Here is a 25403-nt window from a genome sequence, read left to right on the forward strand (position 1 = left end):
CGACCTCACGCCTGGAAGGAGGAGCCGAAGACCTTCTGCCAATAGGCGACGGTCAGTTGTCTATTGGGAGCCGCAAGCGCCGCATCGATAGCGTCGCCGGCGTCGAGCGCGGCATCGACGATCGCATCCGCATTCGCCGTCGTGTAGAGCCGGGCGACGTTGTTGGTGGCGTTCACGGGATCGATGATCTGCACCGTGTCGGTGAAGGTGCCGACCGAGGACGCCGGATAGTAGTCGCCGAAGACGATTTTCGACCGCATGTCGGTACGGGCGACGTAGGTGAAGAAGTGCTGGAGCGCATCCGGATAGTCGGCGAAATCGAGGCCATCATCGCAGAGCTTTGCCAGAATCATCTCGATCATGAAGGATTTGAAGCGGAAGCCGTCCCGCTCCTGCTTCGCGCGCCTCGCCCAGAACTTCACCAGCCGGACGACCTGGGCGAAATGCTTCTCCTGCGCGCGCTTGCGCTTGGCGGCGAAGTCCAGATGCAGCGGAATGCTCGTCTTCAGGAACGAGCCGTCGTCCTGGCTGACGAGGTTGCCGTACCACTTGGGATCGCCGTCATAGAGGATCGGCACGACATCGACATCGAGGCCCGTCCCCCGGAAAGAGACGGTGACGGAATAGGTCTGCGGCTTGACTTGGTCGGGGTTGAAGTTGGGGAAAGCCTTGCGCAGCCGCTCGGCGAGATAGTCGAGCAGCGCCCGCACATCCTTCGGCGCATCGGCGCCGCTGATGTAGCAGGCGACATCGATGTCGTTGAGGGAGCGAAGCGCCGTGCCCTTCGCCAGGCTGCCCGAGAGCAGCATCTTCTTCAGGGTGAAGTCCGGATGCTCGGACAGATAACCCTCGAGCTTCTCGCGAAGCCGCCGGGCCTGAGCCCGGTACTCATCCGCCGTCTCTTTGGGCAGGTTCACCTTGTCCTGCGCAAAGGCGGCGATCTCGTCATGGCCGACGTGTTGCCGTCCCATATCCTGCTCCATTTTGGCCGGCAGCCCGGGGGCGGCGGCGTTGAGATCAGGATATAATAGCTAAATTTTGGCTATTCAAGCTATGTAAAACAGCTATTTCACGTTGACAAAATCCGTTGATTCTCTATATGCTGCGGACAACGACGGAGGATGAGATGACGGCGAAGCGAACCATGACGCTGAACCTCACCGACGCCGAGATGCGGGTTCTGGACGAATTGTCGGCCCGGAAGGAGATCACCAAGACTGCCGTGCTCCGGCAGGCCTTGCGCCTCTATCAGACGATCGATGCTCGGGTCGAAAAGGGCGAAAAGCTCTTGTTCGAGAACGACGCGACGAAGGAAAAGGCGGAGTTGATGCTTCTATGACGGTCGACGTCTCGAAAATCTATCTTCTCGACGTCGCGAGCGGTGGAAGCGTCGAAGCCGAGCTGCGCGATGCGATCGAGCAGGTGCAACTCAACGACTGGCAGACGAAGTGGCGGCCTGCCCTGCTGAGCATACTTCAGGAGCTCGCGCGCAAGGGCGTGCCGATGGACCAGTGGCCGCAAAGCTGGCACTGGGATTGGAACAAGAAGACAGCCCGTGTCCAAGGGCTGCTGGCCTTCCGCGGCTTCAGCGTCGTCGCCCTCGGTGAGACGCAAGGACTCGCACAAATCGACCTCACGAAAATGGGCCGGGAAGCCAACCAGCGCGGCAAGCCGCTCGTCTATCTGGACTACCTTGAGGTCGCTCCCTGGAACCGGCCAGACCTCGGGAACGCTCCGCGCCTGCGCGGCGTCGGTACGGCTCTCATCACGGCTGCCGTCGCGCTCAGCGAAGACGAGGGATTCAAGGGACGTCTGGGGCTGCATTCGCTGCCTCAGGCCGATAACTTCTACCGCAAGATCGGGATGACCGATCTGGGTCAGGACGCGGCGTACCAGAATTTAAGATACTTTGAGATGACCAGCGAGCAGGCTCGCGCGTTCTTCGAAAAGGAGGAGAACGATGAAACTTGAACGAAGCAAAGAGTGGTGGATGGCTCGGGCACGTCGTGAAGGCGACGCCGTCATCGGCGCCGGCTTGCTTGCGTTCGATCCGGTGTCGGAGGAGCGGCCTACTGCGACCGGGCAGACTACCGTCGTCGAGGAAACGCGGATCGCGTTTGGCAAATTCGTGAACCTGATGCGCCGTCGCCGCGGCTTTTCGATGGAGAGGCTGGCTGAGGTTGCCGACCTCGACGCCAGCGAACTCCTCGTGATCGAGGACGACGTCCATTATGTTCCAGAGCCACGAACGGTCTTCAAACTGGCGCAGACCTTTGAGGTGTCGCAGCGGCGCTTGATGCAGCTCGCAGGCCTAGCCGCGGCAAATGACACCGGCTTGCGGCAGGAAGCCGTACGATTTGCCGCACGCTCCGAGGCTGTGCAGAAGCTCACTCCGGAAGAAAATTCCGCTCTTGAAGCGTTCGTAGCTGTCTTGAGCGAGCAGGATCCCAAGCGAGTGAAGTGAAAAACGTCAGCCTCAAAGATCGGACGATCGCCGACATTGACGGACAGGTTGACAAGGTCTTGCGGGGCCTTGGCAATCCCGAGCCGCCGGTCGACCTGCGCTTGGTTCGGGACCTGTTGAAGCTCGACCGCGGCTACTACTCGACCACGGACGACAGCCTTTTGCGGGAGACTTTCTCGCGCCTGAAGGTCGCGGGCCTTCAAGTTCTCTTGCGCCCGACGATCCTGCGCGATGCGGTCCAAAGTCTTAGTCTGAAGGCCCTCTATTTGCCCGACCAGAAGCGGATCCTGCTCGACCAGGATCTGCCCATCCTTAAGCACCGCTGGAACGAGGCCCACGAGATCGGCCACGACATCATCCCCTGGCACATTGGCATGATGTTGGGTGACACAGAGCAGACGCTCACACCCGCGTGTCACCAGATCATGGAGGCCGAGGCAAACTACGCCGCCGGCCAGCTGCTTTTTCTCGCTGGCCGTTTTGTGGAAGAGGCCACCTCTTCGGTTCCGAGCCTTGCCTTCGTCAAGAGCCTGAGCAGAGGGTTCGGCAACACCATGACATCCACGCTCTGGCGCTTTGTCGAACAAGGCCATGGCGGCCGGCCAATCGTAGCGCTGGTCACCGGCCATCCGCATCGCACGCGGCGCAAGGCTGATTTCGATCCTGCCAACCCGTGCCGGTATTGCGTGGAATCTCCTCCATTCCGTGAGCGGTTCGGTATTGTGCGCGAGACCGATCTGTTCGCGACGATCGTTGGCTATTGTGGTTCGCAGCGCGGCGGTAGTCTTGGCCGCAGCGAGGTGCTGCTCGCGGACCTAAATGGCGATCGGCATGTCTTCGACTTCGAGACGTTCTTCAATCGTCACGAGGCTTTGACGCTTGGCTATTGGTTGCGCTCGCACAGCTCGGCCGTGCCGATGCAAACATTTTGAACCGGCCCGATAGTCATCCGCTGTCTCGAATATTAGACACTGCTGACCTGACATTATCAGCAGCCAGAGATGAACATCCCCATCGGGTCCGGCCCAATAACATGGCATGATTAGAGGATCCAGGCTCGTAATCAAACTTGGGCGCGCGGTCTGACCGCCGCCCCACAGTCACCGGGCAGAACGGATGCTCTCTCGTTCGATTACACCCCAAGCAAATGTTTTGCGGCTGAAAGATTTGGCGCATATTGTACGTTGATCGGGCTAAATTCGGCCTGTAGATCGGCGTTCAATATGCCTCGCTGCTCGTTAGCGTAATCCGCGGTATTGGAAGACGCGAACACGATCGGTGAGGTAAGCCCGGCTGCGCGAAGCACGGCGATGACTTCCAAATAAGTTTCGATCACGACGCAGTCCTTCATCGACTGCCCGCGCCTCCCCGGGGTATGCGGCGCCATCAGCCTAGCAAAGGCCCGATCCGCGATGGCGGGTGATGGCCTTACCGTCTCCGAAGCTGCCATCCAATGATCAGCAACGGCATGCGCGCGCTGGACATGATCATCCAAATGGGAGAGATCGACGACGCCCGTTCCGCCGAAAACCTTGTCGATTTCGTTCGCGCGGATGATGCGCTCACGTAGCTTCGTCAGCGCTTGGATCGCTTCTTGTTCGACCTTTGGTACATTTTCAGCAAACTCTCGCCGCACCTGGTCTGCGACGAGGCCGACGAGCTGAGGCCCCGTCGTCATCGCCGCCAGCAGCGCCTGCGCGGCAACTCGCTCATGCGCGCGGGCTGTATCTCGTGTTGGATCGCGCATGATATCGAGAACGGAGCACGTGTCAGTACAAAGCACCGGCAAACCCAGCCCCGCAATGCGCGCAACTTCTTGCGGCGTCATGAGGTTTAGGTCCGCTCGTCGTCATAGGCCTGCAGCAGATCCTGCGCAAACTCATATTGGATAGCCAGATCGTGCGCCGACTCGTCGTCCCAGCCCTCGGCCTCGACCAGCCAGCGGGTAAGAAAATCGGCACTAAGCGCGCCTCCGCTTTGATGTGCGAGGATAAGAAAGTGCATCCATCGCTTGCGATCTGCCGGATGTGTCGCCCCTGTCGATTTGTTCGCGGCACCAGAGAAGCGCCTCAGGGCGGCGGCGACATCGGGAGAGGACACGTCCTGGAGGGATTGGCTGTCAGATGTAACCTCGACTAAAAATCCACCACCGATGGCGGCGGGCCGAGCGATTAAATCGGCAAACTCCCGCAGAAGCGCATTGTACGTCCCGTAGCCAAGTTTACCCGTCTCGCGCGGAACGATGTTTGAGACCTCATAGCCGTCCGGGCGGGACCACAAGGTCAAGCCTGCCGCCGGCAGCACCGCATCCGACGCGCGCTGGAAAGCGATCACATCGCCATCGAGTGAGGTGTTTCTTTTCAACGATTTCTCGGCCTCAGGCGCATGCTGCCAGGGCCCGGAGACATGTCCGACCAAGGCAGACCGGATAACAGAGATATCTCCGGCCGGCGCACGGAGTATGAGATCCTGAAATACTTCGATAGCGTTAGGTTCGCTCATAGGCGCGCTCACTAGTCGATGGGGCTCGATTAATATAGCTATGCCCGCGTGCGGGCAAAGCGCCGGAAGGACGGCTTTCTGTCTTCCCTCGACGCCGGAGTGATGGACGATCGGTTATCGACGCAGACGAGAACCGAAACGATGCAACTCCACCCGATCCTGGTCCACGAGATAGAAGCCACGCGCCGGATATTCATTCGTGCCGCCTTTTAGGACGCGACGCTCATCGATTTGTGAAATAAGATAGGCGAAAGCCGGGTTAAAGCGCCGAAGCGGCCAGCCTGTTTCCTTATGCAATTCCTCGACCTGGGCTGTTTCCTTCTTCGCCAAGACCATGTCCACGAGCGTAACGACGTCGACAGCGGGATCTGTCTTCAGGGCATACGGGTCGAACGTGATGTAGAGGCTGGGATTGCTCGTCATGCGCGGAAGTCGCTTGGCTATGAATGAGGTCGTGTTGATAAAATCGTCCGTCGACAGCTCAGCGACGGCAAAAGCCACTTCGTCAACCGAGGCCTCCGGGAAGGCAGCGAGGAGCTCTTCCTCAGGTATGAAATCACTGTAACCGTGAGTCGATTCTCTGGCGATCCATAGCCCAATCTTGATAGCGAGCGGCCCCAATTCTCCGATCTTCACAGCGGCGGGCTCCCTCGCCCGAGGTGCTACGATCGGGTTGGTCGTCGCATTTCCGACTGGCGGTGGCGAACCGTTTGCCAACCACGCGTCAATGCCGTTCACGACCATCTGCCCGATCTCCGCGAATTGCAGGATGTCGTCGCCGACCAGCGGCACGGTCTCGCCGAGACGGGCATCGGCCGCATGCTCGGCGAAAGCGGCGTCCGCGACGCCGAGATTATGACCGATGACGTGACGCTTCTGGATGTTCAGTGTCAAAACCGCAAGCGCTTCCGCTGATAGCGTGGCATAGGGATCGAAGCCGAATTCCGCAAAGCGTTGCCGGCCACGCCCAATGTTCTGAAATGCGTTACCGACAGCCTTTACTTCTGGCGACTCTGGTGGGCGCATTGCGACCTTGTAGAGATACACCGTTTTGAGCGTCGCCTCGAAGGCGGTCAGCACGTCCTCGTGCGCGTTTCCCATGAGCCGATAGGCGAGCTCGCTCTGGTCCTCCCCGAGACCGTCCGCGAGCTTGACCTGATCCCGGACCAGCGCCACTTCGCGAGCGAAATGGAGATGAATGTTCGGGGCGCCGCAGTCGGGACAGAACAACGAGATGGCGAAGACGCCATAGTCACGGCCGCATTCGTCGCAGACCAGTTCACGCAGCAGGTCACTGCGGAGGAAGCGCGGCACCGGTTTGGGTGCAGACCGGCCGCCCGTCTTGACCTTGATAAACTTGCTTCCCGAAAGCTTTCGCCCGAGATCTTCAAACATCCCGTGGATCGCCTCCTGCATGTCTGCATGCGCGGCATGTTCGACGATTTTCTTCGCCGCGGCGAGATCGTCAGGATGGGTGAAGTCGTTATCGGCCGCGACAACTCCGCTATAGGGACAAACCGTTTCTGGAATGCCCGGTCGGTGCGACATGCGCGGGGTCATGGCTTCCGGCAGGGCGAATTCCGGAACGCGGCTGCCGAGTACAAAATGTCGCGGGTGCGCGTTCTCGTTCGGCGAGTATCGGTAAACCCGCCCATCGGGCGTTTGCGGCAAGGGGATGCCTAATTCCATCGTGTTGCCGGACTTGCCCCGCTGGTATTTTTCAAGGTTACGAAACCGCATACGCTTAAATCCATCTATCCGGAAGATTCGATGATTCGCCATTCGAATGGCGCTCCAGCGTCTCTGAAGAGTCAACCCAAACTTCGTTTCTTCCCCGCTTCCATTGGTCCTGGGCGGGGAAGTCCCTAGTCCGTTGAAGCAATGCCTTTCGCGCTGTCACCGAATCGCGGCCGCGTCTAGGATTGCCCATGGCCCGAAAATCGCATCTGCCTTCGTTGGAGGACCTGTTCGATCTTCCTGACGATTACCTAAAAGGACCCCAGAGCAAGAGTCTCCGCCCCGCCCTCATCGAGGGGACCGAGCGGGAGAGCCGCCAAGATCGCCTGCTGAAGTACTGGCCCAAGACCGGGACAGAAGCTGACAATGAGTTGCGGGAAATCTGGCGTCACGAGCGGCTGCAAGTCGATCGGATCATGAGCTACCCCGGTGCGGAGGACCTCTTCGCCGGCGTCGTGGCTATGATCGAGACGTCGGACACCTTTTGCATCGTACACGAGCCGGGGCCGATGCCGTTGGCGGGTAAGCTCCGCACGGCGCCACGCCGCTCCTGGATGAGAGCGCTCGATATTCCCGCAAATCGAATCGTTCTCTGGCGAAATTTGGCGCGGCTGTCGCGAGCGCTCAGCATCCTGCATTCACGAGGCCTTCTGCACGGCAGGATCGATGAATACGCCGTTTTCACCGAGGGAACTTCCGATCCTGACTTCCGGCTCGGAGGCTTCGAATGGAGTCTCGTTCTCGGCGAGCGGGCCGCCGCGCCACAGACCCTTCAGGCGGCAAGAGGCCGGCTTGAAAGCCTGACATACTCCTATGCACATGACTGGAAGGCCTTAGGATGTCTTTTCGCGAGCCTGGTCGGAGTCGATCCCGCCAAGGTGCGAGAGGAGGATCCTTTTACGGCCGGCACGGCCATCGAACTGATCGAAGGTGAGATCGATTTTCTTCGTATGATGATCGACCCGGATCGCGATGAAGTGGTCGAGGCGTCCGCCGTCGTCAAAGCCGTCGCGGCGTTAGGCCGGGAACTATCCGGACACGGCAACTCTCGATCGGGAAAGTTTCTTCTTTTGTTTCGGCCCAATCAGAAGATGTCGGAGACGATCTACGATCTCAGCGAGCAGACGATCGATTCGGCCGACGTCCCTTCGCAGCGATTGTTCGTGGAAAGCGATCTCGCGACCGGCGCGCGGATAGCGGCCGCCTCCGGTGAGGACGACCCGGATCACCTTTTCGTCCTGACGGACACGACTTCTTATCGGGTACAGCGCTTTACGGAACTCGGGACCGAGACCTGGCAGGTCGGCGTGGTGACGGCAATCAAGGCTCGCGACGAAGATTTTGCGCTTCGAGAGTGCGACGTCTTTCCGGTGAGGCACAGCATCGAAGTTCTTCCGAACAAGGAGGTCGTCGTCAGAACCCTTTCCAAGGCGAGTGACGACATTCTGGAGTGGACACTCCCGCTCGTGAAGGAGGCGACTACTGAAGAAGATCCCGAGACGCGAACTCTGCGTCAAGCGTTCCTTCTCGTGCAATCAGTCGAGGCGATATTGAGGGCGCTCGAAATTCTTCCAATCGAGATTGTCGGCACACGCCGAGAATCGGGGAAGATCATCGTTCAGCTAATGCCCCGCAGCACGGAGCGCGACGAAATTGCGGCAAGCATCGGAGATCGCGCGACCGCCGATGTCATGGAAAAGCTGTTCGACAAGGACGATCAGGGCGTCGACGTCGACTGGCGGATCAGCACCTCTGGCGGGCTCGGGGGAACCGGATCGGGTGACGTACCGGCCCGCTTTGAAACGGCGACAAGGGGCGACGCCGGAGAACGCATCTACGAATTTTCGGCGTTCGACTTACCGAGGCGCGAGGACTCGCTGTTCCTTCGCAAGAAGGGAGATCATGGCACGGAGAGCTTGATCAAAAGAAGGCTGCGGACTTCCCGCGTAATCGGCGAACAGCGCGATCTCGTGACCATGTTTGTCGATCCGCGTCGGAATCTAAAGCCATCCAGCGACCTTCTCGAAAAGGACGGTCACTTTACAGAGCTTGACCCCGCCAAGCGTGAAGCGCTCGAGGCACTGTGGTCCACGTCTCCAACTCATCTGGTTGTGGGCCCTCCAGGGGTCGGCAAGACCAAGCTCGTGAGCGAGATTATTCGGCGGAAACTTGCCAATGAGCCAGCCGCAAGCATCCTCATCAGCTCCCAGAGCCATCAGGCTCTCGATCACGTCCTTCGGGCTACCGATCGAGTACTCAATAAATACGGCACAGACGCTATCGTCGTAAGATCACCAGGAGCAGAAGGAAGTATCTCGACGGACGCCGATATCAGGCTCCGGGCGATCGAATATCTCGAAAAGGCATCGGCATCGACATTGGCAGCAAACTCACCGGCCGGCCTTCAGTCCGGTTTGCGGGAGCTGTTGGATGCTTTCAAGCAGGCTGCAAGGCCCGACGCTGTCAATACGGAGCAGCGCGAGAATGAAGGGATGCGTGCTCACACGGCCCTTGTGCTCGACTCCGCGAACCTGGTCTTTTCGACGTCCACATCCTCGGATGTGGAAAGACTGGTCGACGAGGGCTCGCAGTTCGACTGGGCGATCATAGAGGAAGCCGCGAAAGCTGCAGGTCCGGACTTGCTTGCACCGCTGTCGCTGTCGGGGCGCCGGCTCTTCATTGGGGATCACAAGCAGCTGCCGCCCTTCGATAGCGAGCGGATAAATGCCATCCTGGCCGATGGCTCGGTCGTTCGATCGCTTCTCAAAGGCGCAGATCGGATCATCGGATCGGCGTTCTATGATACGGGCCTGGAGGAGCTGACTGCAGTGGCCGCAGACGACAGTCAGCTCAACCGTGTCCGCACCATGGCCATCCGGGTCTTTGAACCGTTCCGAGCTCTCGTGGTGGAGGACGAATCTCGCCGGGCGATCGTGGGGGGCGCGCGTCGAGCGAGTTGCTCGTTCAGCACCGAATGGACCCGAACATTGCCCGGCTGGTATCGGCCTGTTTCTACAACGATCGCCTGACCACAAGTGACGAGCGGATCGCCGACGCCGCCAAGCCACTTCCATTTTCGTTTGGCTCCGACTTCCCCTCTTCGCCGATCGTTATCGTCGACATGCCGTATGTCAGTCGAACCGGCAAGGCTCAACCTGTCGAGTCTGATCGGCCACGCTGGAACAACCGCGCGGAAGCGAGAGTGATCGGAGCCATGCTACGGAATCTACGGCTCTCGAGCGAGCAAGACGGAATGAAACCCTCGCTCGCCGTCCTGACCCCCTATCGCGCCCAGGTGCGTCACCTCACGCACGAGATCGACGTCGTAAAGGCAAAAGGTGACGGCCTCTCCGGATTTGATAGCTTCAACAGCGACGACAGGTTTTGGGGAACGGTCGACTCCTCTCAGGGGAGCGAAGCCGATCTCGTCATTGTTTCGCTTGTCAGGAACAATCCTCGAACCGGGGTTCCGGCTCTCGGGTTCTTGCGGGATCCCCGGCGGATGAACGTGCTCCTCAGCCGGGCGCGGCAGCAGCTCGTCATCGTCGGCTCCCTCGAGTTTCTCAAGGAGGCCACGCGGCATGCAACCGCCGATCCGAAAGACGAGCTATCCTTCGTGGTACGTTTCCTCAAGACATTGGATCAACTCACCAAGGCGCCAAGCGCGCGCGGAGAACCGGCCGCCAAGATCGTCAAGCCGACCCAAATAGAGGGCGCGGGGCGATGAGTGTGCTTGTCGCAGTGCCGATCAGGCGGGCCTCGGCCCGCGCGGTGATCGAAAAGGGCCGTGGATGGAGCGCCCTCGACGAACTCGTGCTGTGGGCCCTGTCGCGTGAAGATCAATCCGCGAGCAAGCTCGCGGACGATCTCGGCCTGCCGCGACGCGTGGTCCTGGTCATGATCCTGCGCATGATGCGTTTCCGCCTGGTCGAATCCACGATCATCGACGGTCTTCCCGCATTCCGAACCACCGATTACGGAAGAGCGGTCGTTGCGAGCGGCTCGGAGATTCCGACGGCCAAGCAGCGGGCAACGCGGAACGTGGCGTTCGTCTACGACACCATCTCAGGAACGGTCTACAGGCGCCGCGACGTCCAGACCAAGTCGGACATCATGATCCAGAAGTTACGCGAGAACGGCGTCGACGTACGCGATATTCGCGTGCGGGGAACGCTTCCGAAAACAACGCCACGTGAAAATTTTTCCCGCATTCAGAAGGTTCTTCGCGAAGACGAGAATTTGCTGTTTTTTGACGGGGACACGTTCTTCGAACGGCAGGACGAATTCATGATGGTCATCGTGGACGGCGATGACATGCGAGGACTTCCCGACACAGCGCCGCAGGCGCTCGTGGCGGAGATCGCGCGTGTTTCGAAGTACTCCGAGAAGGCTCGGCCGATCCTCGTCGACTCCATGATCCATGATGAGGACGAAGGGCACGGGCTCCTTCCGCCTACACCGCTCAGGATCGAGGACGACGATGTGGTTTTCGGCGGTGAGGAGCACCGCGCGATCTTTAGGAAAATCATAGGCCAGGCAACGCGTCGCATATTTATTCACTCGACCTTTCTTCGCGCCGATGGGTTCAACGCGTGGTCTCGCGAATTCAAGGATGCCGTGCGCAAAGGGGCGAAGATCGACATCTTTTGGGGATCCGGGACCCCCGATGATCCGGGCGAGAAGACCATGAAACATGCGACAGCGTTGGCGCAACAAATCGCGGCCGACGAATTGTTGCGCGACCGCGTTCGCATCCATCTGAGGTCTACCGGTTCGCACGCCAAACTGCTCGTCGCCGACGACGGCCAGGAAAACTTTCTCGCCGTCGTCGGATCGTGCAACTGGCTCTACACGAATTTCAACAGGTTCGAGATGTCCGTGGTTCTTCGTGAACCGGCTTTGGTTGCGCAGACGCTGGAAAGCCTTGCGTCGCTCGTCTCTCGTCCGGGTATGCGTGCCGAGACTGCGGTGGAGCTGCACACACGGGCATCCACTCTTGCGCGGCGACCGCCGATTGGCGGTCCCCACCTCGCGAGATTCGTGTTCGGCTCATCGCACGACGCGGTTCTCAGGGAGGCCAGCGGAAGTCAGCCAAGTCGTTTCCTGGTGGCCAGCGACAAGTTCGGGAACTCTGCTTTCCCTGGGGCGATCATCCCCGCCGAGGTTGCCGCAGCGACAGCCCGAACCGAGCCGGTCGTTATTTATGGCAGCACAACAGGTCAGGTGAGCGGGATCGGCGCGGCGGGACTCACAGCCGACGTAAGAGAACGCGGAGTTCGATTGCTGCGGATCTCCGAAGGATTTCATGCGAAATTTCTGCTCTGGGGAGATGACGATGTCGTCATCACAAGCATCAACTGGTGCTCATGGACGTCTCCGCCCCATTTCCCGCTAGGCGAAATCGGCGTCCACATTCATCGAACGGGGTTAGCTCGTTCGCTTGCACACAAGCTCTCGCTCGAATGGCCCCAGCTGTAAGAGACGACTTGGGAACGCCGCGCACCTGAACTCTCTTCGAATAAAAGCGCTCAAAAGGCCGACTTTTTTCGGCTTTGGGTCTCGCCTTCTGCAACTGACGATTGTACCAATGGCCGAGTGGGTTTCAAACCGTCGGGGGCAAATATGCAAACGCAACAGACCCTGAGTGCAGAATTTCGCGCTCTTAGCTTCGCAGTCATAATCACGGCGTTCAGCCAATCAGCTGCCGCGCAAAATTTTTTGCTCAATGGAAATGTCGTGACGCCGTCAGGCGTCGTGCAAGATGGCTGGGTCTTTATCAAAAACGACAAAATCGTCTCGGTGACAGCGACCCAACCCAACGTGCAGGGCCAGATCGTTCGGTCGAGTGACTACATTTATCCAGGCCTTGTGGATCTGCACAATCACCCGATCTACGACACGCTGCCGCGCTGGACGCCGCCGCATCTCTACAACAATCGGTATGAGTGGCGCAGGGATCCAGTTTATCAGAATGAGGTTCAGGTACCCGAAAGAAACATTGTTGCCGCCGAGTTTTGCGACATGGACGAGTTCGCTGAGATCAAGCAACTCATTGGCGGCACGACAACGCTTCTTGGTATATCTCCGCCGGCTTTCGGCAAGCCAATGTACGATTGCATCAAGGGCCTTGCGCGCAATCTCGACTGGTACAGCGGATTTTACGGAACGAACATCGGGCACGAGCCGGTGGCGAACCCGCTCGGTGTCACGCCACCGAACTATTCGCTTATCGCTCAGGATTGGCCGGGTGACATGAAGCCTGCCGATCTTCTAAAATATCAGAGCGGTCTAAGGGACGGCTCCATTAAGGCGTTCTTCATCCATCTTGCGGAAGGCAAGCGCACCGATGCGGAAGCACAGAGTGAATTTGGCCTCCTCAAGGATGACAAATTGCTCACAGCCAGCACCGTGATCATCCACGGCGTTGGCCTCGTTGCATCCGATTTTGCAGACATGAGCAAAGCCGGCGCATCGCTTGTCTGGTCGCCACGTAGCAATTTGGTTCTTTACGGCGAAACAACCGATGTCGAGACTGCGGCTCAACAGGGCGTGACAATTGCGATAGCGCCGGACTGGTCCCCGACCGGAAGTAGCAACATGCTGGCCGAGCTTAAGTTCGCCAGTGATTACTCGACTACAAAGCTTAATGGGCTATTTTCAGCAAAGCAGCTCTTTGAAATGGCAACCTCTATCCCGGCTCGCATGGCGCATGTTGATCAGTTGATTGGTACGATCGAAGCCGGCAGACATGCCGATATCTTTATGATGAGTGGTCATTCACCCGATGCTTACTCCAACCTCGTGACGGCATCCCCATCGGATGTGAGCTTGACGATCGTGAACGGCGTGCCCGTATACGGAACGCCGGATCATATGGCGCAGGCCGGCGTGTCCACCACCGAAGATGTTTCAGTCTGCGGTGAAAAGCGAAGTCTCAACAGCCAAGCCTTGACAGTTAGTGGCGCATTTGCCGCTGCTACCACGCAACTCGGCAACGCACTCACGGGACAAAACACCTCCCTTGGTCCCATCGCGGAATGCAATTAACTGGCCGAACGGAGACACTAGTCCTTTTCCATGCTGCACCACTCGCGTGCGTCGCGATCGCACCGATAGGCAGCTAACGCGCTGCGCAAGCGTCCACTGCGTTTCCGTCGCAAGTGTGCCCTCGTCTCCTCCGTCGGTCCCAACGGCTACGTGTTGCGCAGCCGAGCGATGCAGGAAAAAGAGGCCGCTCTATTGGATGGTTTTGGATTTGGTGTGCTTGTCCCGCTGCAATCTCTGCGTGCTGCAGGTACGCCGCGCACACTAGGAAAACGTGGAGCGGGCGCCTTGCCCACATCCCGAGGATGCGTGTCGCTTTGGCTGGTAGATCGGGGCGCGCCTTGAAGCGCAGGTCAGGCTTTTGCTTGTCGATCGTCTCCGGTCGTACGTCGGAAGCAACGCTGGGCGTGCGATGAAAACTAGAATGAGATTGCGTCTACTGTTTGCCTGGCAGCGTTCGCCAATGTCCGCCATCGCTTATTCGACGGATATTCAACGACTTTTTCAAATCTGGTCTAAGTGATTGAAATATCTGGCGCTCCCTAGGGGAATCGAACCCCTGTTTCAGCCTTGAGAGGGCCGCGTCCTAACCGCTAGACGAAGGGAGCGTTGAGAGGCAAGGCAATAGCCTCGAAATCCGGCCGCCGCAAGATGCCTTGTGCATTGCGGCGGGGATTTTGTCGGCCATGCTTTACGAACGCCCCCGGGGGCATCCGGTGCCATCCCGCTGGATTCCGGGTTCATCGCCGCGCGATGCCCTCAAGGTGCGCAATTGCGCACCGGGGAAGACGGTGCCGGGCGAGATGCCGCGTGTGGCTTGCCCGAGCGCGTCGCACCTGCACGCTACAGTGGCACCGCCCCCACCGATTGCATGATGGCCACCTTGAGATGTCATGTCTTGATCGTGCACGGCCCTGCTTTCGCCAAATGGCAATGCAAAACACCTGTCTGTGAAGTCACCCGACGCCGACCTCTGCTAACATCGCAGCCCTTCACCATGCTGCGCCCCGCACGGCGCCGGACAAGCAAGAGGAGTGCTTGGAACAAAGCGCAAGCGCTTGACGGCCTTGGCGCACGGCAGATTTGGCTCACGAATATCTTGGCACAACAAACATCAGCGCGGTCGCAGGCGATGGAAGACGTTCCACACCTCGCGCCGCACAGGTCAATAGCTTAGGCAGAGCGAGGACAGACCATGATCAAACTAAAAATCAACGGCCAGGAACAGAATTGGGACGGCGACCCGGATCTTTCGCTGCTCTGGTATCTCCGTGACGAAGCAGGCCTCACGGGCACCAAGTTCGGCTGCGGCCAGGCGCTGTGCGGTGCCTGCACCGTGATCATCGACAAGGAGGCGGTCCGCGCCTGCATCACCTCGGTGTCCGACGTCGTCGGCCGCGAGGTCACCACCATCGAGGGGCTGCATCCGACCGGCGACCATCCGGTGCAGAAGGCCTGGCGCCAGGTCAACGTGCCGCAGTGCGGCTACTGCCAGGCCGGCCAGATCATGCAGGCCGCGGCGCTGCTCGACCAGAACCCGAAGCCCAGCCACGACCAGATCCGCGAAGCCATGGCGGGCAATATCTGCCGCTGCGGCTGCTACCAGCGGATCGAGAATGCCGTCCATCTCGCATCGACGGGGGTGTGACATGAATATCCGCACCAATATCCCAACAGGTTCTGGCAAGCTTCGCGGCTTCGAGAAGCACGTGAAGGTCGAGAACGTTTCGCGCCGCAGCATCCTCAAGGGGCTCGGCATCGCCGGCTCTTTCGTGCTCGCCGCGCCCGTGATGACGCGCCAGGCGTTCGCCTATGAGACCGGCGCCGGCAAGATGCCGCACGGCGTCGTGGTCGATCCGCGCGTGTTCGTCGCGATCGCGCCCGACGGCATCGTCACCATCCTGGCGCACCGCTCCGAGATGGGCACCGGCGTGCGCACCAGCCTCCCCTTGATCGTCGCCGAGGAAATGGAGGCCGACTGGTCGCGCGTCCATGTCCAGCAGGCGCATGGCGACGAGGTCAAGTTCGGCAACCAGGACACCGACGGCTCGCGCAGCACGCGGCACTATCTGATCCCGATGCGCCAGATCGGCGCCTCGGCGCGCTCGATGCTGGAAGCCGCCGCCGCCAAGAAATGGGGCGTGCCGGTCACCGAGGTGAAGGCGCAGAACCACGAGGTGGTGCACAGCGCGAGCGGCCGCAAGGCCGGCTTCGGCGAGCTCGCGGCCGACGCCGCGAAAGAGTCGGTGCCGAGCGTCGAGGGCCTCAAGCTGAAGGACCCCAAGGACTTCCGCTATCTCGGCAAGGGCCAGGTCTCGATCGTCGACCTGCACGACATCACCACCGGCAAGGCGCATTACGGCGCCGATGTCCGCCTGCCCGGCCTGAAATATGCCGTGATCGCCCGTCCGCCGGTCACCGGCGGCAAGCTCAAGTCGTTCGACGACAGCGCGGCCAAGAAGGTGCCGGGCGTCGAGAAGGTGATGGAGGTCAAGGGCTGGCCCTGGCCGTCCAAGTTCCAGCCGCTCGGCGGCGTGGCCGTGATCGCGCGCAACACCGGGGCTGCGATCAAGGGCCGCGACGCGCTGAAGATCGTCTGGGACGACGGCGCCAACGCCAAATACGACTCCGTCACCTACCGTGCCTCGCTCGAGGAAGCCGCGCGCAAGCCCGGCCTCGTGGTGCGCAAGGAAGGCGATGCCGATGCGGCGCTGAAGAGCGCCGACAAGGTGATAACCGGCGAATACTATTTGCCGCATCTCGCCCATGTCAGCATGGAGCCGCCGGTCGCGGTCGCCGACGTCAAGGGCGACAAGGCCACGATCTGGGCGCCGGTGCAAAGCCCCGGCGGCACCCGCGAGGATGTCGCCAAGACGCTCGGCATCCCCGAGGACAATGTCACCGTCAACGTGACGCTGCTCGGCGGCGGCTTCGGCCGCAAGTCGAAATGCGACTTCGCGCTCGAGGCGGCATTGCTGTCGAAGGAGCTCGGCGCGCCGGTCAAGGTGCAGTGGACGCGTGAGGACGACGTCCATCACGACTTCCTGCACACGGTCTCGGTGGAACGGATCGAGGCCGGTCTCGACAAGAGCGGCAAGGTGATCGCGTGGCGGCACCGCAGCGTGGCGCCGACCATCGCCTCGACCTTCGCCGCCGGCGCCAATCACGAGGCGCCGTTCGAGCTCGGCATGGGCCTGATCGACAACCCGTTCGAGATCGCCAATCTGCAGTGCGAGAATCCGGAAGCGGCCGCGTTCACGCGGATCGGCTGGTTCCGCTCGGTCTCCAACATCCCGCGCGCCTTCGCGGTGCAATCCATGGTCGGGGAAATCGCGCATGCGACAGGCCGCGACCAGAAGGAGATGCTGCTGGAGCTGATCGGAAGCCCGCGGATCGTCAACCTGTCCTCGGTGAAGGATCCCTGGAACTACGGCGAGCCCTATGACAGCTACCCGATCGACACCGCGCGCTTACGCAAGGTGGTCGAGCTGGTCGCCGAAAAGGGCGAGTGGGGCCGCAAGGTGCCGAAGGGCCACGGCCTCGGCATCGCGGTGCACCGCTCCTTCGTCAGCTACATCGCGACCATCGTCGAGGTGGCGGTCGACGACAAGGGCAAGTTCTCGGTGCCGCGGGTCGACACCGCGATCGATTGCGGCACCTATGTCAATCCGGAACGGATCCACTCGCAGATCGAAGGCGCTGCGATCATGGGGCTGAGTCTGGCCAAATACGGCGAGATCAGCTTCAAGGACGGCAAGGTGCAGCAGGGCAATTTCGACGACTTCCCGGTGATCCGGATGGACGAGTCGCCTGTGATCACCAACGTCCACATCGTGCCGCCCGGCGCCGACACCCCGCCGAGCGGCGTCGGCGAGCCCGGTGTGCCGCCGTTCGCGCCGGCATTGATCAACGCGATCTTTGCCGCGACCGGAAAGCGCATCCGCGCCCTGCCGATCGGCAAGCAGCTGGAGACGTGAAGCTGGAACGTCAGGCGAGATAGGTCGTTCTCATCGGTCCACTGGAGCAGATCGATGAGAACCTCACCTCAAACATTCGGGACGCTCGCGGCAGCCCTGTCCGCGGGCGTCTTTCTTTTTGCGACGCAGGCTGCGCTCGCACAGTCGGACTCGCCGCCGAAAGCGACCGCAACGCGCCCGGCCAAGGTGCTGCCCGACCAGACGTCGGTTCCCAGCAGCGGCCCGCCGTCGACCACAGGCCAGACCACCGGGGAAGCGAGCCGCGATCCCACGATCAAGCAGATGAACGACGACGAGAAGCGGAAGGTCGATACCAAGGGCAAGTAACGCAAGCGCAGACCGGGAAGCGGCGGTCTCCCCATCCGCCGCTTCCCGATCGCATCGCCCCCTGTCGCTGAGTCCAACAAAGGCTTGGGAGCATGATCCGATTCAATCGGATCACGCTCCAGATCGCGCGCTTACTTCTTGTCGAGCGCGAACACCCAGATCACGCCGCCTTGCGGGACGTTGTTCTCGAAGCCCTTGACCTTGCCGGCCAGAGCGTCCTGGATGCGCTGCGCGTCGACGCCCCAGCCCGACTGGACCGCGATGTATTGCGTTCCGTCGACCTCATAGGACATCGGCATCGCCATGATGCCGGAGTTGGTCTTCTGCTCCCACAACAGCTCGCCGGTCTTGGCGTTGAAGATGCGGAACATCCGGTCATTGGTGCCGCCGGCGAGAACCAGGTCGCCCGCGGTCGCCGTCACCGATCCGAACAGCTGCGAGGTCTTGAAGTCGTGCTGCCAGACCTTCTTGCCGGTGGCCGGATCCCACGCCTGCAACTCGCCGAAATGATCGGCGTTCGGCGCCGGCGTCAGTCCGATGTCCTCCGGCTTGGTGCCGAGCCAGAGCTGGCCGGGCACCAGCGGCTGCTTCTCGCCCGTGAAGCCGCCGCAGAAGTTCTCGTTGGCGGGAACGTAGACGAGCTTGGTGCTCTGGCTGTACGCCGCCGACGGCCAATCCTTGCCGCCCCATAGCGACGGGCAGAACTCGACCCGCTTGCCGAGCACCGGCTTGTGCTCGGGATCGACGATCGGCCGGCCGGTCTCGGCCTCGATGCCCTTCCAGACATTGGTCTTCACGAACGGCCAGCCGGACACGTAGTTGATCTTGTCGGGCTTGTTCTCGAGTATCCAGAAGATCGCGTCGCGTCCCGGGTGGATCAGGCTCTTGAACGACCGTCCGTCACGCTGCAGGTCGACCAGCATCGGCGCATCGACCTCGTCCCAGTCCCAGGAATCGTTCTGGTGATACTGGAAGTGCTTCTTGATCTTGCCCGTCTCGGGATCGAGACCGATCACCGAGCTGGTGTAGAGGTTGTCGCCGGCGTGTGCCGAGCCCGGCCAGGGCGCAGCGTTGCCGACGCCCCAGAGGATCGTCTTGTTGTCCTTGTCGTAGGTGCCGGTCATCCAGGCCGATCCACCGCCCGACTTCCAGTCGTCGCCGCTCCAGGTCTCGTGCCCGGGCTCGCCTTCGCCGGGGATGGTGAAGGTGCGCCAGAGCTCCTTGCCGCTCTCGGCATCGTAGGCGACGACATAGCCGCGCACGCCGAACTCGCCGCCGGAGCCGCCGACGATCACCTTGCCGTCGATCACCAGCGGCATCAGCGTCAGGTATTGACCCTTCTTGTAGTCCTGGACCTTGGTGTCCCAGACCACCTTGCCGGTCTTGGCGTCGAGCGCGACGACATGGTCGTCGGTGGTGGCGAAGTAGACCTTGTCCTGCCACAGGCCGACGCCGCGGCTGGTCGGATGCAGCTGGAACAGATCGTCGGGAAGCTGCCGCTTGTAGCGCCAATACTCCTCGCCGGTCTTGGCGTTGAGCGCGATCACCTGTCCCATCGGGGTCGCGGCGAACATCACGCCGTTGTTGACGATCGGCGGCGCCTCATGGCCCTCGATGACGCCGGTCGAGAAAGTCCAGACCGGCTTGAGGTCCTTGACGTTGGAGGTGTTGATCTGGTTGAGCGGACTATACCCCTGTCCGTCATAGGTCCGGCGATACAGCATCCAGTTGCCGGGTTCGGGATTTTCGAGACGCGCCGAGGTCACCGAACTGTAGTTTTCGATCGGCCCCGCGACGGCATAGGTCGAAATGAGGCACGTGAATGCGACACAACTCGACAGTAACCACTGCTTGCTTGTCATGAGATGCTACCTCCCTGCTCTGTTTTGATTTTTTCAATTTAGGTCATGCAGAAATCCCGATGTGGCCTCATCCTCCCTGCTGAGCACCCACCTTTCCGACGAATGGCGCTGCGACGGTGATCGCGCCGTCGGCAACCGTCAGCGGCAATGCCGCGAGGCGACGTGGCGCCGGCCCGAACACGACCTGCGCATTCTGCCGCGGATCGTATTCGGAGTTGTGACAGAGGCATTTCAGGACGTTCTTGTCGCCCTGCTCTTCCTTCAACCAGGCGGTGATCGGACATCCGGCATGCGTGCAGACGACCGAGTAGCAGACGATGCCGTCAGGGGCGCGGGCGCGCGTGGCATCGTCGAGCTCGCTCGGATCGAGCTTGACCAGCACGACCTCGTTCAGCCGCGAGCCCTTGCGGACCACCGAGGTGTTCGGGTCCTGCGGCCAGGCGCGAATGGGCGGGCCGCCCAAGGTCAGATCTTCCGACTTGATGACCTGGCCCGCCTTGTCGCCTTCGGCGCGCACGAGCCGATCGGCTTTTTGCGGCCGCTCATTGGCGCCGGGCTGTTCGTCGTCATCGGCGGCCGCGGGCTCGATCGCGGCGAGGCAGGCGCAGCTCGCGAGCGCGGTCAACACCGCGCGGCGCGTCGGGTCGGTGCACGACCCTGCCGCATCGGATTCACCGGACTGTTCGATGGAAGCGTTGGAGTTGGATCGCGACATGGCGCAAGCTGAACGTGCAACTCGGCCGAAAAGATGGCGACACACCTTCTCGATGCGCGAACGCATGCGCAAAAAATACGCTGCAGCTTTCGGTTGCGGATTTGGTTGATTGCCGGCGCTGCTTCGCGATTGCTGCGATCAGGGTTCGTTGACGAAGCTCAGCCTGCCGACAGGTTTCAGCGTCTTTGCATCAAATGTGCGAATCTCTGTTGCACCGCCCACATCAAGCGTGAGGATCAATCGCTCGCCGGCGACGCCGGTGGCGACGATGCGGGCGCCCTTCGGCAGCGCAGCAGTGACGTCGGAAACGGAAACGGGGCTTCCCTCGCTGCGATAAAGGCGGTAGCCGATGGCAATCAAGACGACGGCCACGGCCAGTGCCGAGGTCAGGCCCGCGATCAGCATCATGCGCCGCACCCGCGCGATCAGCGCGGCCTGGTCGGGGGTCGGTTCGGTCACAGCGGTGTCGGTCATCACAAGGCTCTATCTTTGCAAGTGTCTTCGCAACAAGTCTCTTCGAATGGCGGTCGGAAGCTGGAGGTCGTCGTCGCCGGCGACGAGGGCTCGGCCCGGCTCGACCGCGTGCTCGCGCAGCGCAGTCCCGAACTGTCGCGGTCCCGGCTGAAGGCGCTGATCCTCGCCGGTTCCGTGACCGTCAAGGACGCCGTCGTCCGCGACCCCGCTTATCATGTCGCCAAGGGCGATACGATCATAATCGACGTGCCGGAGGCCGCGCCCGCCGAACCGCAGGGCGAGGACATCGCGCTCGATATCGTGTTCGAGGACGACGACATCATCGTCATCGACAAGCCGAGGGGCCTCGTCGTGCATCCCGCCGCCGGCCACGCCAGCGGAACGCTGGTCAACGCGCTGATCGCGCATTGCGGCGCGAGCCTGTCCGGCATCGGCGGGGTCAAGCGGCCGGGCATCGTGCACCGCCTCGACAAGGACACCACGGGGCTGATGGTGGTCGCCAAGAACGACCACGCCCACCAGTCGCTGACCGCGCAGTTCGCCGACCATGGCCGCACCGGCCCGATGGAGCGCGGCTACATGGCGTTCGTCTGGGGCGTGCCGAACCGGCCCCACGGCACGATCGACGCGCCGATCGACCGCCACCCGCACGCCCGCGAGAAGATGGCGGTGCGCCAGGGCGGCCGCGAGGCGATCACCCATTTCGAGGTGCTCGCGAGTTTTGCCGGCCGCGACGGCAAGCCGGTCGCCTCGCTGCTGGCGTGCCGGCTCGAGACCGGGCGGACCCATCAGATCCGGGTGCACCTCGCCCATCTCGGCCATCCGCTGCTCGGCGACAGCGTCTACGGCGCTCACTTCAAGACCAAGGCCGGGCAGCTCGGCGCGGAAGGTAAGGACGCACTCACCGCCCTCGACCGGCAGGCCCTGCACGCCTATCTGCTGGCATTGGAGCACCCCCGGACCGGAGAACTTTTGCACTGGGAGGCGCCTTTGCCGGAGGATTTGCTTCTTCTGCAACGGGCGCTGGAAGCGGCGGTATGACGCACCCCTTCCGGAAAAGCCGCGTTATGACAACAGGTTATACCTGCCACACGGGGACGTGACGTCAGCAATCCTTCCCTATCACGGACAGTTTGGTGTATGTTGCACCTGCGCTGAATATCCAGCGCGGAACATCGCAGCATGGCCGGCTTTAACCCAGCGGCCACCTGCCGGGCCCGCCGCTATCGGGGGCCTGAACCACTGGAGGGCGCTCAAATGGCCCGTACAGCTACGTTGCCGGTCCTCAATGGAGAATCCGGCCTCTCTCGATACCTCGCCGAGATCCGCAAGTTCCCGATGCTGGAACCCCAGCAGGAGTACATGCTCGCCAAGCGTTGGCGCGAGCATGACGATCGCGACGCGGCGCATAAGCTCGTCACCAGCCATCTCAGGCTCGTGGCCAAGATCGCCATGGGCTATCGCGGCTACGGCTTGCCGATCTCCGAGGTCGTCTCGGAAGGCAATGTCGGCCTGATGCAGGCGGTGAAGCGATTCGAGCCCGAGAAGGGCTTCCGTCTCGCCACTTACGCCATGTGGTGGATCAAGGCGTCAATACAAGAGTACATTCTGCGTTCCTGGTCGCTCGTGAAGATGGGCACCACCGCGAACCAGAAGAAGCTCTTCTTCAACCTGCGCAAGGCGAAGAGCAAGATCTCCGCCCTGGAAGAGGGTGATCTCCACCCCGACCAGGTGAAGCTGATTGCCAAGCGCCTCGGCGTGACCGATCAGGACGTGATCGACATGAACCGCCGCCTCGGCGGTGACGCGTCGCTCAACGCCCCGATCCGCGACGACGGCGAAGCCGGCGAATGGCAGGATTGGCTGGTCGACAACTCGCCCAACGCCGAAGCCCTGATGGCCGAGAGCGAGGAGTTCGATCATCGCCGCCAGGCCCTGAACGGTGCGATCGGCGTGCTCAACCCGCGCGAACGCCGCATCTTCGAGGCGCGGCGTCTGGCGGACGAGCCGATGACGCTGGAAGACCTCGCCGCCGAGTTCGGCGTGTCGCGCGAGCGCGTGCGTCAGATCGAGGTCCGCGCGTTCGAGAAGGTGCAGTCGGCCGTCAAGGGCACGATTGCCCGGCAGGAAGCCGCGCTCGAAGCCGCGCACTGATCGCGCTGCGACGAACCAAGAGACACGAAAGCCGGCGGCAACGCCGGCTTTTTTGTTGTTTGCAAAGTGGGGCTCGGCACGCGCCTCGATCAGTCCGCCTGCCGACAAATGTCCGCATCAGCCTCGGGAGCGGAGGCGCGAGGCGCACTTGGTCATGTCGGTTTCGGGGCCACAAGCTGACATCGCTAGTTCTTTGGGCACGCTTCGGGAGCGCTCCATCTCACCTATTCGAATGCAAAGATAATCCGCTTCCAATCCTTCTTCGTTGAAAGCCTCATCTTGCGCTTCTCGTGGAGTTTCTGGATGCCCGGGGACAGGCGGCCGGCGCTTTCGCGCCGGCCGCTTCTGTTGTTCTCAATCGCGGCCAGATGTTGCCACTAGTCGCTGCGGCCGGCCGTCTTCATGTCCTTCACTCGCTGCATGACCTGTTCCAGGTTGTAGCTGGCCGGGTCCTGCAGCGGCGGGAATTTGATGAAGGTCTCCAGGTGCCTCAGCCACAGCTGCTGGCCGATCGGCAGCATGTTCCAATCATAGACGTAGGCAGTAGACGGAGAAGCAATAGCCCCGGCCATGCCGAACAACGTCTTCAGCTGTGTACCAACGGAGGTTTCGAAAGGATCGCGCTTGATGTTGACGACCTGGGTCCAGGAGTAGGGCTGCACACCGGCAATGAAGCCAGCTGGCGAGTCCGACACCATCGCGAAGTACATCTTCCAGTTCTTGTAGCGGACCGCCGACGGCTCCTTGCCGGAGTAATACAGGAAGTGGTCGCGGGCCGACTTGTCGGACTTGCCGCTCAGATAGTCGATCTGATTAACACCGTCGAGGGTGGTCTTGACCATATTAGGATAGCCGGCCTCGACCTGTTGCTTCAGTGCGTCGCCCTTGGGCCCGCCGGCGATCTCGACGAAGGTCGGGAGCCAGTCGAGGGCGGAAAACATTTCGTTCTTGACCGTGCCGGGCTTGATGACGCCGGGCCAGCGAATCACCATCGGAGCGCGCATGCCGCCCTCCCAGGTGCTCAGCTTGCCGCCCTTGAACGGTGTGACGCCGCCGTCCGGGAAGGTGATGGTCTCGGCGCCGTTGTCGGTGGTGAAGACGACGATCGTGTTGTCGAGTTGGCCCATGTCTTCGAGCTTCTTCAGTACCACGCCGATGTTGTCATCCATCTGCTTCATGCCGGCTTCGTTGACGCCCCAATCCTTGCCGCCAGGCTCGCCCACCATGTTCAGATACTTGTCCGGCAGCACGGTCGTGATGTGCATGCGTGCCGGGTTGTACCAGACGAAGAACGGCTTGCTGGTCTTCTTCGGGTCGTTGCGATCGAGGAAGTCGACGACCTTGGCCGAGATTTCTTCGTCCACGGTCTTGGATCGCTCGAGAGTCAGCGGACCCTCATCCTTGCAGGTCATGTTCTTTGCGGTGCCGTCCGAGGACTTGCAGGCGAGCATCGGACGCGGCGGCGTCAGGCAAACCGTGGTCCTGGGATCTACAGCGCCGGGGACCTCAGCCACGCCGGGGATCGGCGTGTTCTTGCATGGCGGCGCAAGGGTCTGCTGGGTCGCGGTTTTGTTGAGGTCGGGGAAGCTCACCCCTTGCATGGCGTCGAGGTGATAGAGATAGCCCCAGTATTCCTGGAAGCCTTGCGCAGCCGGCAGCGACTCGGTGTGGTCGCCGAGATGGTTCTTGCCGAACTCGCCGGTGGTGTAGCCGAGATCGAGCAGGAACTTGGCAAGCGTCGGCGTCCCCGTCCGCAGATAGGATGGGCTACCGGGAATTTCCGGCAAGACCATGCCGACGCGAACCGGCTGCATGCCGGTGATGAAGGCCGTACGCCCGGCCGTGCAGCTCTGCTCGGCGTAGTAGTGCGTGAACATCGCGCCTTCGTTGCCGATGCGATCGATGTTGGGCGTCTCCCCGACCATCAATCCGCGATGGTAGATGCTCGGCTGCATCCAGCCGATGTCGTCACCCATGATGAAGAGAATGTTTGGCTTTTGCTGGTTTTGCGCCAACGCCGGTGTGCTGACCGGACCGGACAAGGCCATCAGCATCGTCGTGCTGAGCAACGAGGCGCAGGCCCCCTTGAGCCAGCCAGATGTCTTGCGGGGCGGCGTTCCAGTAGGGGGCGACGGCTCGTCGGGCAA

The 25403-nt window shown here is 61.3% G+C and carries 21 protein-coding genes and 1 tRNA gene; 13 read left to right on the forward strand and 9 right to left on the reverse strand.

Annotated elements, in window-relative coordinates; translation table 11 throughout:
* Positions 1–5 precede the first annotated feature (5 nt).
* Positions 6–971 (reverse strand): CBASS oligonucleotide cyclase, encoded by a 966-nt coding sequence (locus JEY66_RS36205; RefSeq protein ID WP_026192282.1) that lies wholly within the window; start codon positions 969–971, stop codon positions 6–8.
* Between the two features lie 155 nt (positions 972–1126).
* On the opposite strand from JEY66_RS36205, the gene JEY66_RS36210 reads away from it, so the two are divergent.
* The 4 genes from JEY66_RS36210 to JEY66_RS36225 are packed head-to-tail and all read left to right on the forward strand — an operon-like array spanning position 1127 to position 3396.
* A complete protein-coding gene (locus JEY66_RS36210) occupies positions 1127–1339 on the forward strand; it encodes a ribbon-helix-helix protein, CopG family (protein WP_026192281.1) in 213 nt (70 codons plus the stop codon).
* Positions 1336–1971 (forward strand): GNAT family protein, encoded by a 636-nt coding sequence (locus JEY66_RS36215; protein ID WP_018269863.1) that lies wholly within the window; start codon positions 1336–1338, stop codon positions 1969–1971. The genes JEY66_RS36210 and JEY66_RS36215 overlap by 4 nt, the downstream gene beginning before the upstream one ends.
* Positions 1961–2464, forward strand: a complete 504-nt coding sequence (locus tag JEY66_RS36220) for a helix-turn-helix domain-containing protein (protein ID WP_141381990.1) — start codon at positions 1961–1963, stop codon at positions 2462–2464. The genes JEY66_RS36215 and JEY66_RS36220 overlap by 11 nt, the downstream gene beginning before the upstream one ends.
* A complete protein-coding gene (locus tag JEY66_RS36225; RefSeq protein ID WP_018269861.1) occupies positions 2461–3396 on the forward strand; it encodes an ImmA/IrrE family metallo-endopeptidase in 936 nt (311 codons plus the stop codon). Before JEY66_RS36220 ends, JEY66_RS36225 begins: the two co-directional genes overlap by 4 nt.
* 200 nt (positions 3397–3596) lie before the next feature.
* Here the strand turns inward: JEY66_RS36225 and JEY66_RS36230 are convergent, their stop codons facing one another.
* From JEY66_RS36230 to JEY66_RS36240, 3 genes are all read right to left on the reverse strand, one after another.
* A complete protein-coding gene (locus tag JEY66_RS36230) occupies positions 3597–4292 on the reverse strand; it encodes a hypothetical protein (RefSeq protein ID WP_018269860.1) in 696 nt (231 codons plus the stop codon).
* A 5-nt stretch (positions 4293–4297) separates the two neighbouring features.
* Entirely contained in the window at positions 4298–4966 is a 669-nt protein-coding gene (locus JEY66_RS36235) for a hypothetical protein (RefSeq protein WP_018269859.1), read from the reverse strand.
* Between the two features lie 114 nt (positions 4967–5080).
* Positions 5081–6706, reverse strand: a complete 1626-nt coding sequence (locus tag JEY66_RS36240; RefSeq protein ID WP_018269858.1) for a hypothetical protein — start codon at positions 6704–6706, stop codon at positions 5081–5083.
* Positions 6707–6894: 188 nt separating this feature from the next.
* Between JEY66_RS36240 and JEY66_RS36245 the strand changes: the two genes are divergently transcribed.
* The 4 genes from JEY66_RS36245 (at position 6895) to JEY66_RS36260 (ending at position 13750) form a co-directional block, all read left to right on the forward strand.
* Entirely contained in the window at positions 6895–9732 is a 2838-nt protein-coding gene (locus JEY66_RS36245) for an AAA domain-containing protein (protein ID WP_026192280.1), read from the forward strand.
* The gene (locus tag JEY66_RS36250; protein WP_041482615.1) at positions 9678–10430 is read left to right on the forward strand and encodes a C-terminal helicase domain-containing protein; all 753 of its coding nucleotides are present in this window, start codon (positions 9678–9680) and stop codon (positions 10428–10430) included. Before JEY66_RS36245 ends, JEY66_RS36250 begins: the two co-directional genes overlap by 55 nt.
* On the forward strand, positions 10427–12181 hold the full coding sequence (locus JEY66_RS36255) for a phospholipase D-like domain-containing protein (protein ID WP_018269857.1): 1755 nt from the start codon (positions 10427–10429) through the stop codon (positions 12179–12181). Before JEY66_RS36250 ends, JEY66_RS36255 begins: the two co-directional genes overlap by 4 nt.
* 144 nt (positions 12182–12325) lie before the next feature.
* Entirely contained in the window at positions 12326–13750 is a 1425-nt protein-coding gene (locus tag JEY66_RS36260) for an amidohydrolase family protein (protein WP_018269856.1), read from the forward strand.
* A gap of 530 nt (positions 13751–14280) precedes the next feature.
* Here the strand turns inward: JEY66_RS36260 and JEY66_RS36265 are convergent.
* Positions 14281–14355 (reverse strand) — tRNA-Glu (locus JEY66_RS36265).
* Between the two features lie 587 nt (positions 14356–14942).
* Between JEY66_RS36265 and JEY66_RS36270 the strand changes: the two genes are divergently transcribed.
* Genes JEY66_RS36270 through JEY66_RS36280 form a run of 3 tightly spaced genes read left to right on the forward strand, consistent with a single transcriptional unit; the run spans position 14943 to position 18051 of the window.
* Positions 14943–15395 (forward strand): (2Fe-2S)-binding protein, encoded by a 453-nt coding sequence (locus JEY66_RS36270; RefSeq protein WP_016844872.1) that lies wholly within the window; start codon positions 14943–14945, stop codon positions 15393–15395.
* 1 nt (position 15396) lies between these two features.
* Positions 15397–17724, forward strand: coding sequence for a xanthine dehydrogenase family protein molybdopterin-binding subunit (locus JEY66_RS36275; protein WP_018269855.1), 2328 nt, complete (start codon positions 15397–15399; stop codon positions 17722–17724).
* A 54-nt stretch (positions 17725–17778) separates the two neighbouring features.
* Positions 17779–18051, forward strand: coding sequence for a hypothetical protein (locus tag JEY66_RS36280; protein ID WP_016844870.1), 273 nt, complete (start codon positions 17779–17781; stop codon positions 18049–18051).
* A 131-nt stretch (positions 18052–18182) separates the two neighbouring features.
* On the opposite strand, the gene JEY66_RS36285 is transcribed toward JEY66_RS36280, so the two are convergent.
* From JEY66_RS36285 to JEY66_RS36295, 3 genes are all read right to left on the reverse strand, one after another.
* On the reverse strand, positions 18183–19913 hold the full coding sequence (locus JEY66_RS36285; RefSeq protein WP_016844869.1) for a methanol/ethanol family PQQ-dependent dehydrogenase: 1731 nt from the start codon (positions 19911–19913) through the stop codon (positions 18183–18185).
* Between the two features lie 67 nt (positions 19914–19980).
* Complete coding sequence (locus JEY66_RS36290) at positions 19981–20628, reverse strand: QcrA and Rieske domain-containing protein (protein WP_016844868.1); 648 nt, start codon at positions 20626–20628, stop codon at positions 19981–19983.
* Between the two features lie 138 nt (positions 20629–20766).
* Complete coding sequence (locus tag JEY66_RS36295) at positions 20767–21102, reverse strand: hypothetical protein (protein ID WP_018269854.1); 336 nt, start codon at positions 21100–21102, stop codon at positions 20767–20769.
* Positions 21103–21123: 21 nt separating this feature from the next.
* Here JEY66_RS36295 and JEY66_RS36300 point away from each other — a divergent pair, with 21 nt between their 5' ends.
* Both JEY66_RS36300 and rpoH read left to right on the forward strand, forming a co-directional pair.
* Positions 21124–22143, forward strand: coding sequence for an RluA family pseudouridine synthase (locus JEY66_RS36300; RefSeq protein ID WP_018269853.1), 1020 nt, complete (start codon positions 21124–21126; stop codon positions 22141–22143).
* 216 nt (positions 22144–22359) lie between these two features.
* The gene (gene rpoH / locus JEY66_RS36305) at positions 22360–23256 is read left to right on the forward strand and encodes an RNA polymerase sigma factor RpoH (RefSeq protein WP_024581019.1); all 897 of its coding nucleotides are present in this window, start codon (positions 22360–22362) and stop codon (positions 23254–23256) included.
* A 377-nt stretch (positions 23257–23633) separates the two neighbouring features.
* Here the strand turns inward: rpoH and JEY66_RS36310 are convergent, their stop codons facing one another.
* Positions 23634–25310: an arylsulfatase gene (locus JEY66_RS36310; protein ID WP_370146002.1), complete on the reverse strand. Its 1677-nt coding sequence runs from the start codon at positions 25308–25310 to the stop codon at positions 23634–23636.
* Positions 25311–25403: the final 93 nt, after the last annotated feature.

The organism is Bradyrhizobium elkanii USDA 76, assembly GCF_023278185.1.
Lineage (GTDB): Bacteria > Pseudomonadota > Alphaproteobacteria > Rhizobiales > Xanthobacteraceae > Bradyrhizobium > Bradyrhizobium elkanii.

Bases quoted from the DNA above. Each gene is read 5' to 3' on its own strand.
- JEY66_RS36205 (WP_026192282.1), bottom strand. From the start codon at position 971: ATGGGACGGCAACACGTCGGCCATGACGAGATCGCCGCCTTTGCGCAG.
- JEY66_RS36235 (WP_018269859.1), bottom strand. From the start codon at position 4,966: ATGAGCGAACCTAACGCTATCGAAGTATTTCAGGATCTCATACTCCGT.
- JEY66_RS36270 (WP_016844872.1), top strand. From the start codon at position 14,943: ATGATCAAACTAAAAATCAACGGCCAGGAACAGAATTGGGACGGCGAC.
- JEY66_RS36215 (WP_018269863.1), top strand. From the start codon at position 1,336: ATGACGGTCGACGTCTCGAAAATCTATCTTCTCGACGTCGCGAGCGGT.
- JEY66_RS36280 (WP_016844870.1), top strand. From the start codon at position 17,779: ATGAGAACCTCACCTCAAACATTCGGGACGCTCGCGGCAGCCCTGTCC.
- JEY66_RS36295 (WP_018269854.1), bottom strand. From the start codon at position 21,102: ATGACCGACACCGCTGTGACCGAACCGACCCCCGACCAGGCCGCGCTG.
- rpoH (WP_024581019.1), top strand. From the start codon at position 22,360: ATGGCCCGTACAGCTACGTTGCCGGTCCTCAATGGAGAATCCGGCCTC.
- JEY66_RS36285 (WP_016844869.1), bottom strand. From the start codon at position 19,913: ATGACAAGCAAGCAGTGGTTACTGTCGAGTTGTGTCGCATTCACGTGC.
- JEY66_RS36220 (WP_141381990.1), top strand. From the start codon at position 1,961: ATGAAACTTGAACGAAGCAAAGAGTGGTGGATGGCTCGGGCACGTCGT.
- JEY66_RS36245 (WP_026192280.1), top strand. From the start codon at position 6,895: ATGGCCCGAAAATCGCATCTGCCTTCGTTGGAGGACCTGTTCGATCTT.
- JEY66_RS36275 (WP_018269855.1), top strand. From the start codon at position 15,397: ATGAATATCCGCACCAATATCCCAACAGGTTCTGGCAAGCTTCGCGGC.
- JEY66_RS36240 (WP_018269858.1), bottom strand. From the start codon at position 6,706: ATGCGGTTTCGTAACCTTGAAAAATACCAGCGGGGCAAGTCCGGCAAC.
- JEY66_RS36260 (WP_018269856.1), top strand. From the start codon at position 12,326: ATGCAAACGCAACAGACCCTGAGTGCAGAATTTCGCGCTCTTAGCTTC.
- JEY66_RS36290 (WP_016844868.1), bottom strand. From the start codon at position 20,628: ATGTCGCGATCCAACTCCAACGCTTCCATCGAACAGTCCGGTGAATCC.
- JEY66_RS36310 (WP_370146002.1), bottom strand. From the start codon at position 25,310: ATGCTGATGGCCTTGTCCGGTCCGGTCAGCACACCGGCGTTGGCGCAA.
- JEY66_RS36210 (WP_026192281.1), top strand. From the start codon at position 1,127: ATGACGGCGAAGCGAACCATGACGCTGAACCTCACCGACGCCGAGATG.
- JEY66_RS36250 (WP_041482615.1), top strand. From the start codon at position 9,678: ATGGACCCGAACATTGCCCGGCTGGTATCGGCCTGTTTCTACAACGAT.
- JEY66_RS36230 (WP_018269860.1), bottom strand. From the start codon at position 4,292: ATGACGCCGCAAGAAGTTGCGCGCATTGCGGGGCTGGGTTTGCCGGTG.
- JEY66_RS36255 (WP_018269857.1), top strand. From the start codon at position 10,427: ATGAGTGTGCTTGTCGCAGTGCCGATCAGGCGGGCCTCGGCCCGCGCG.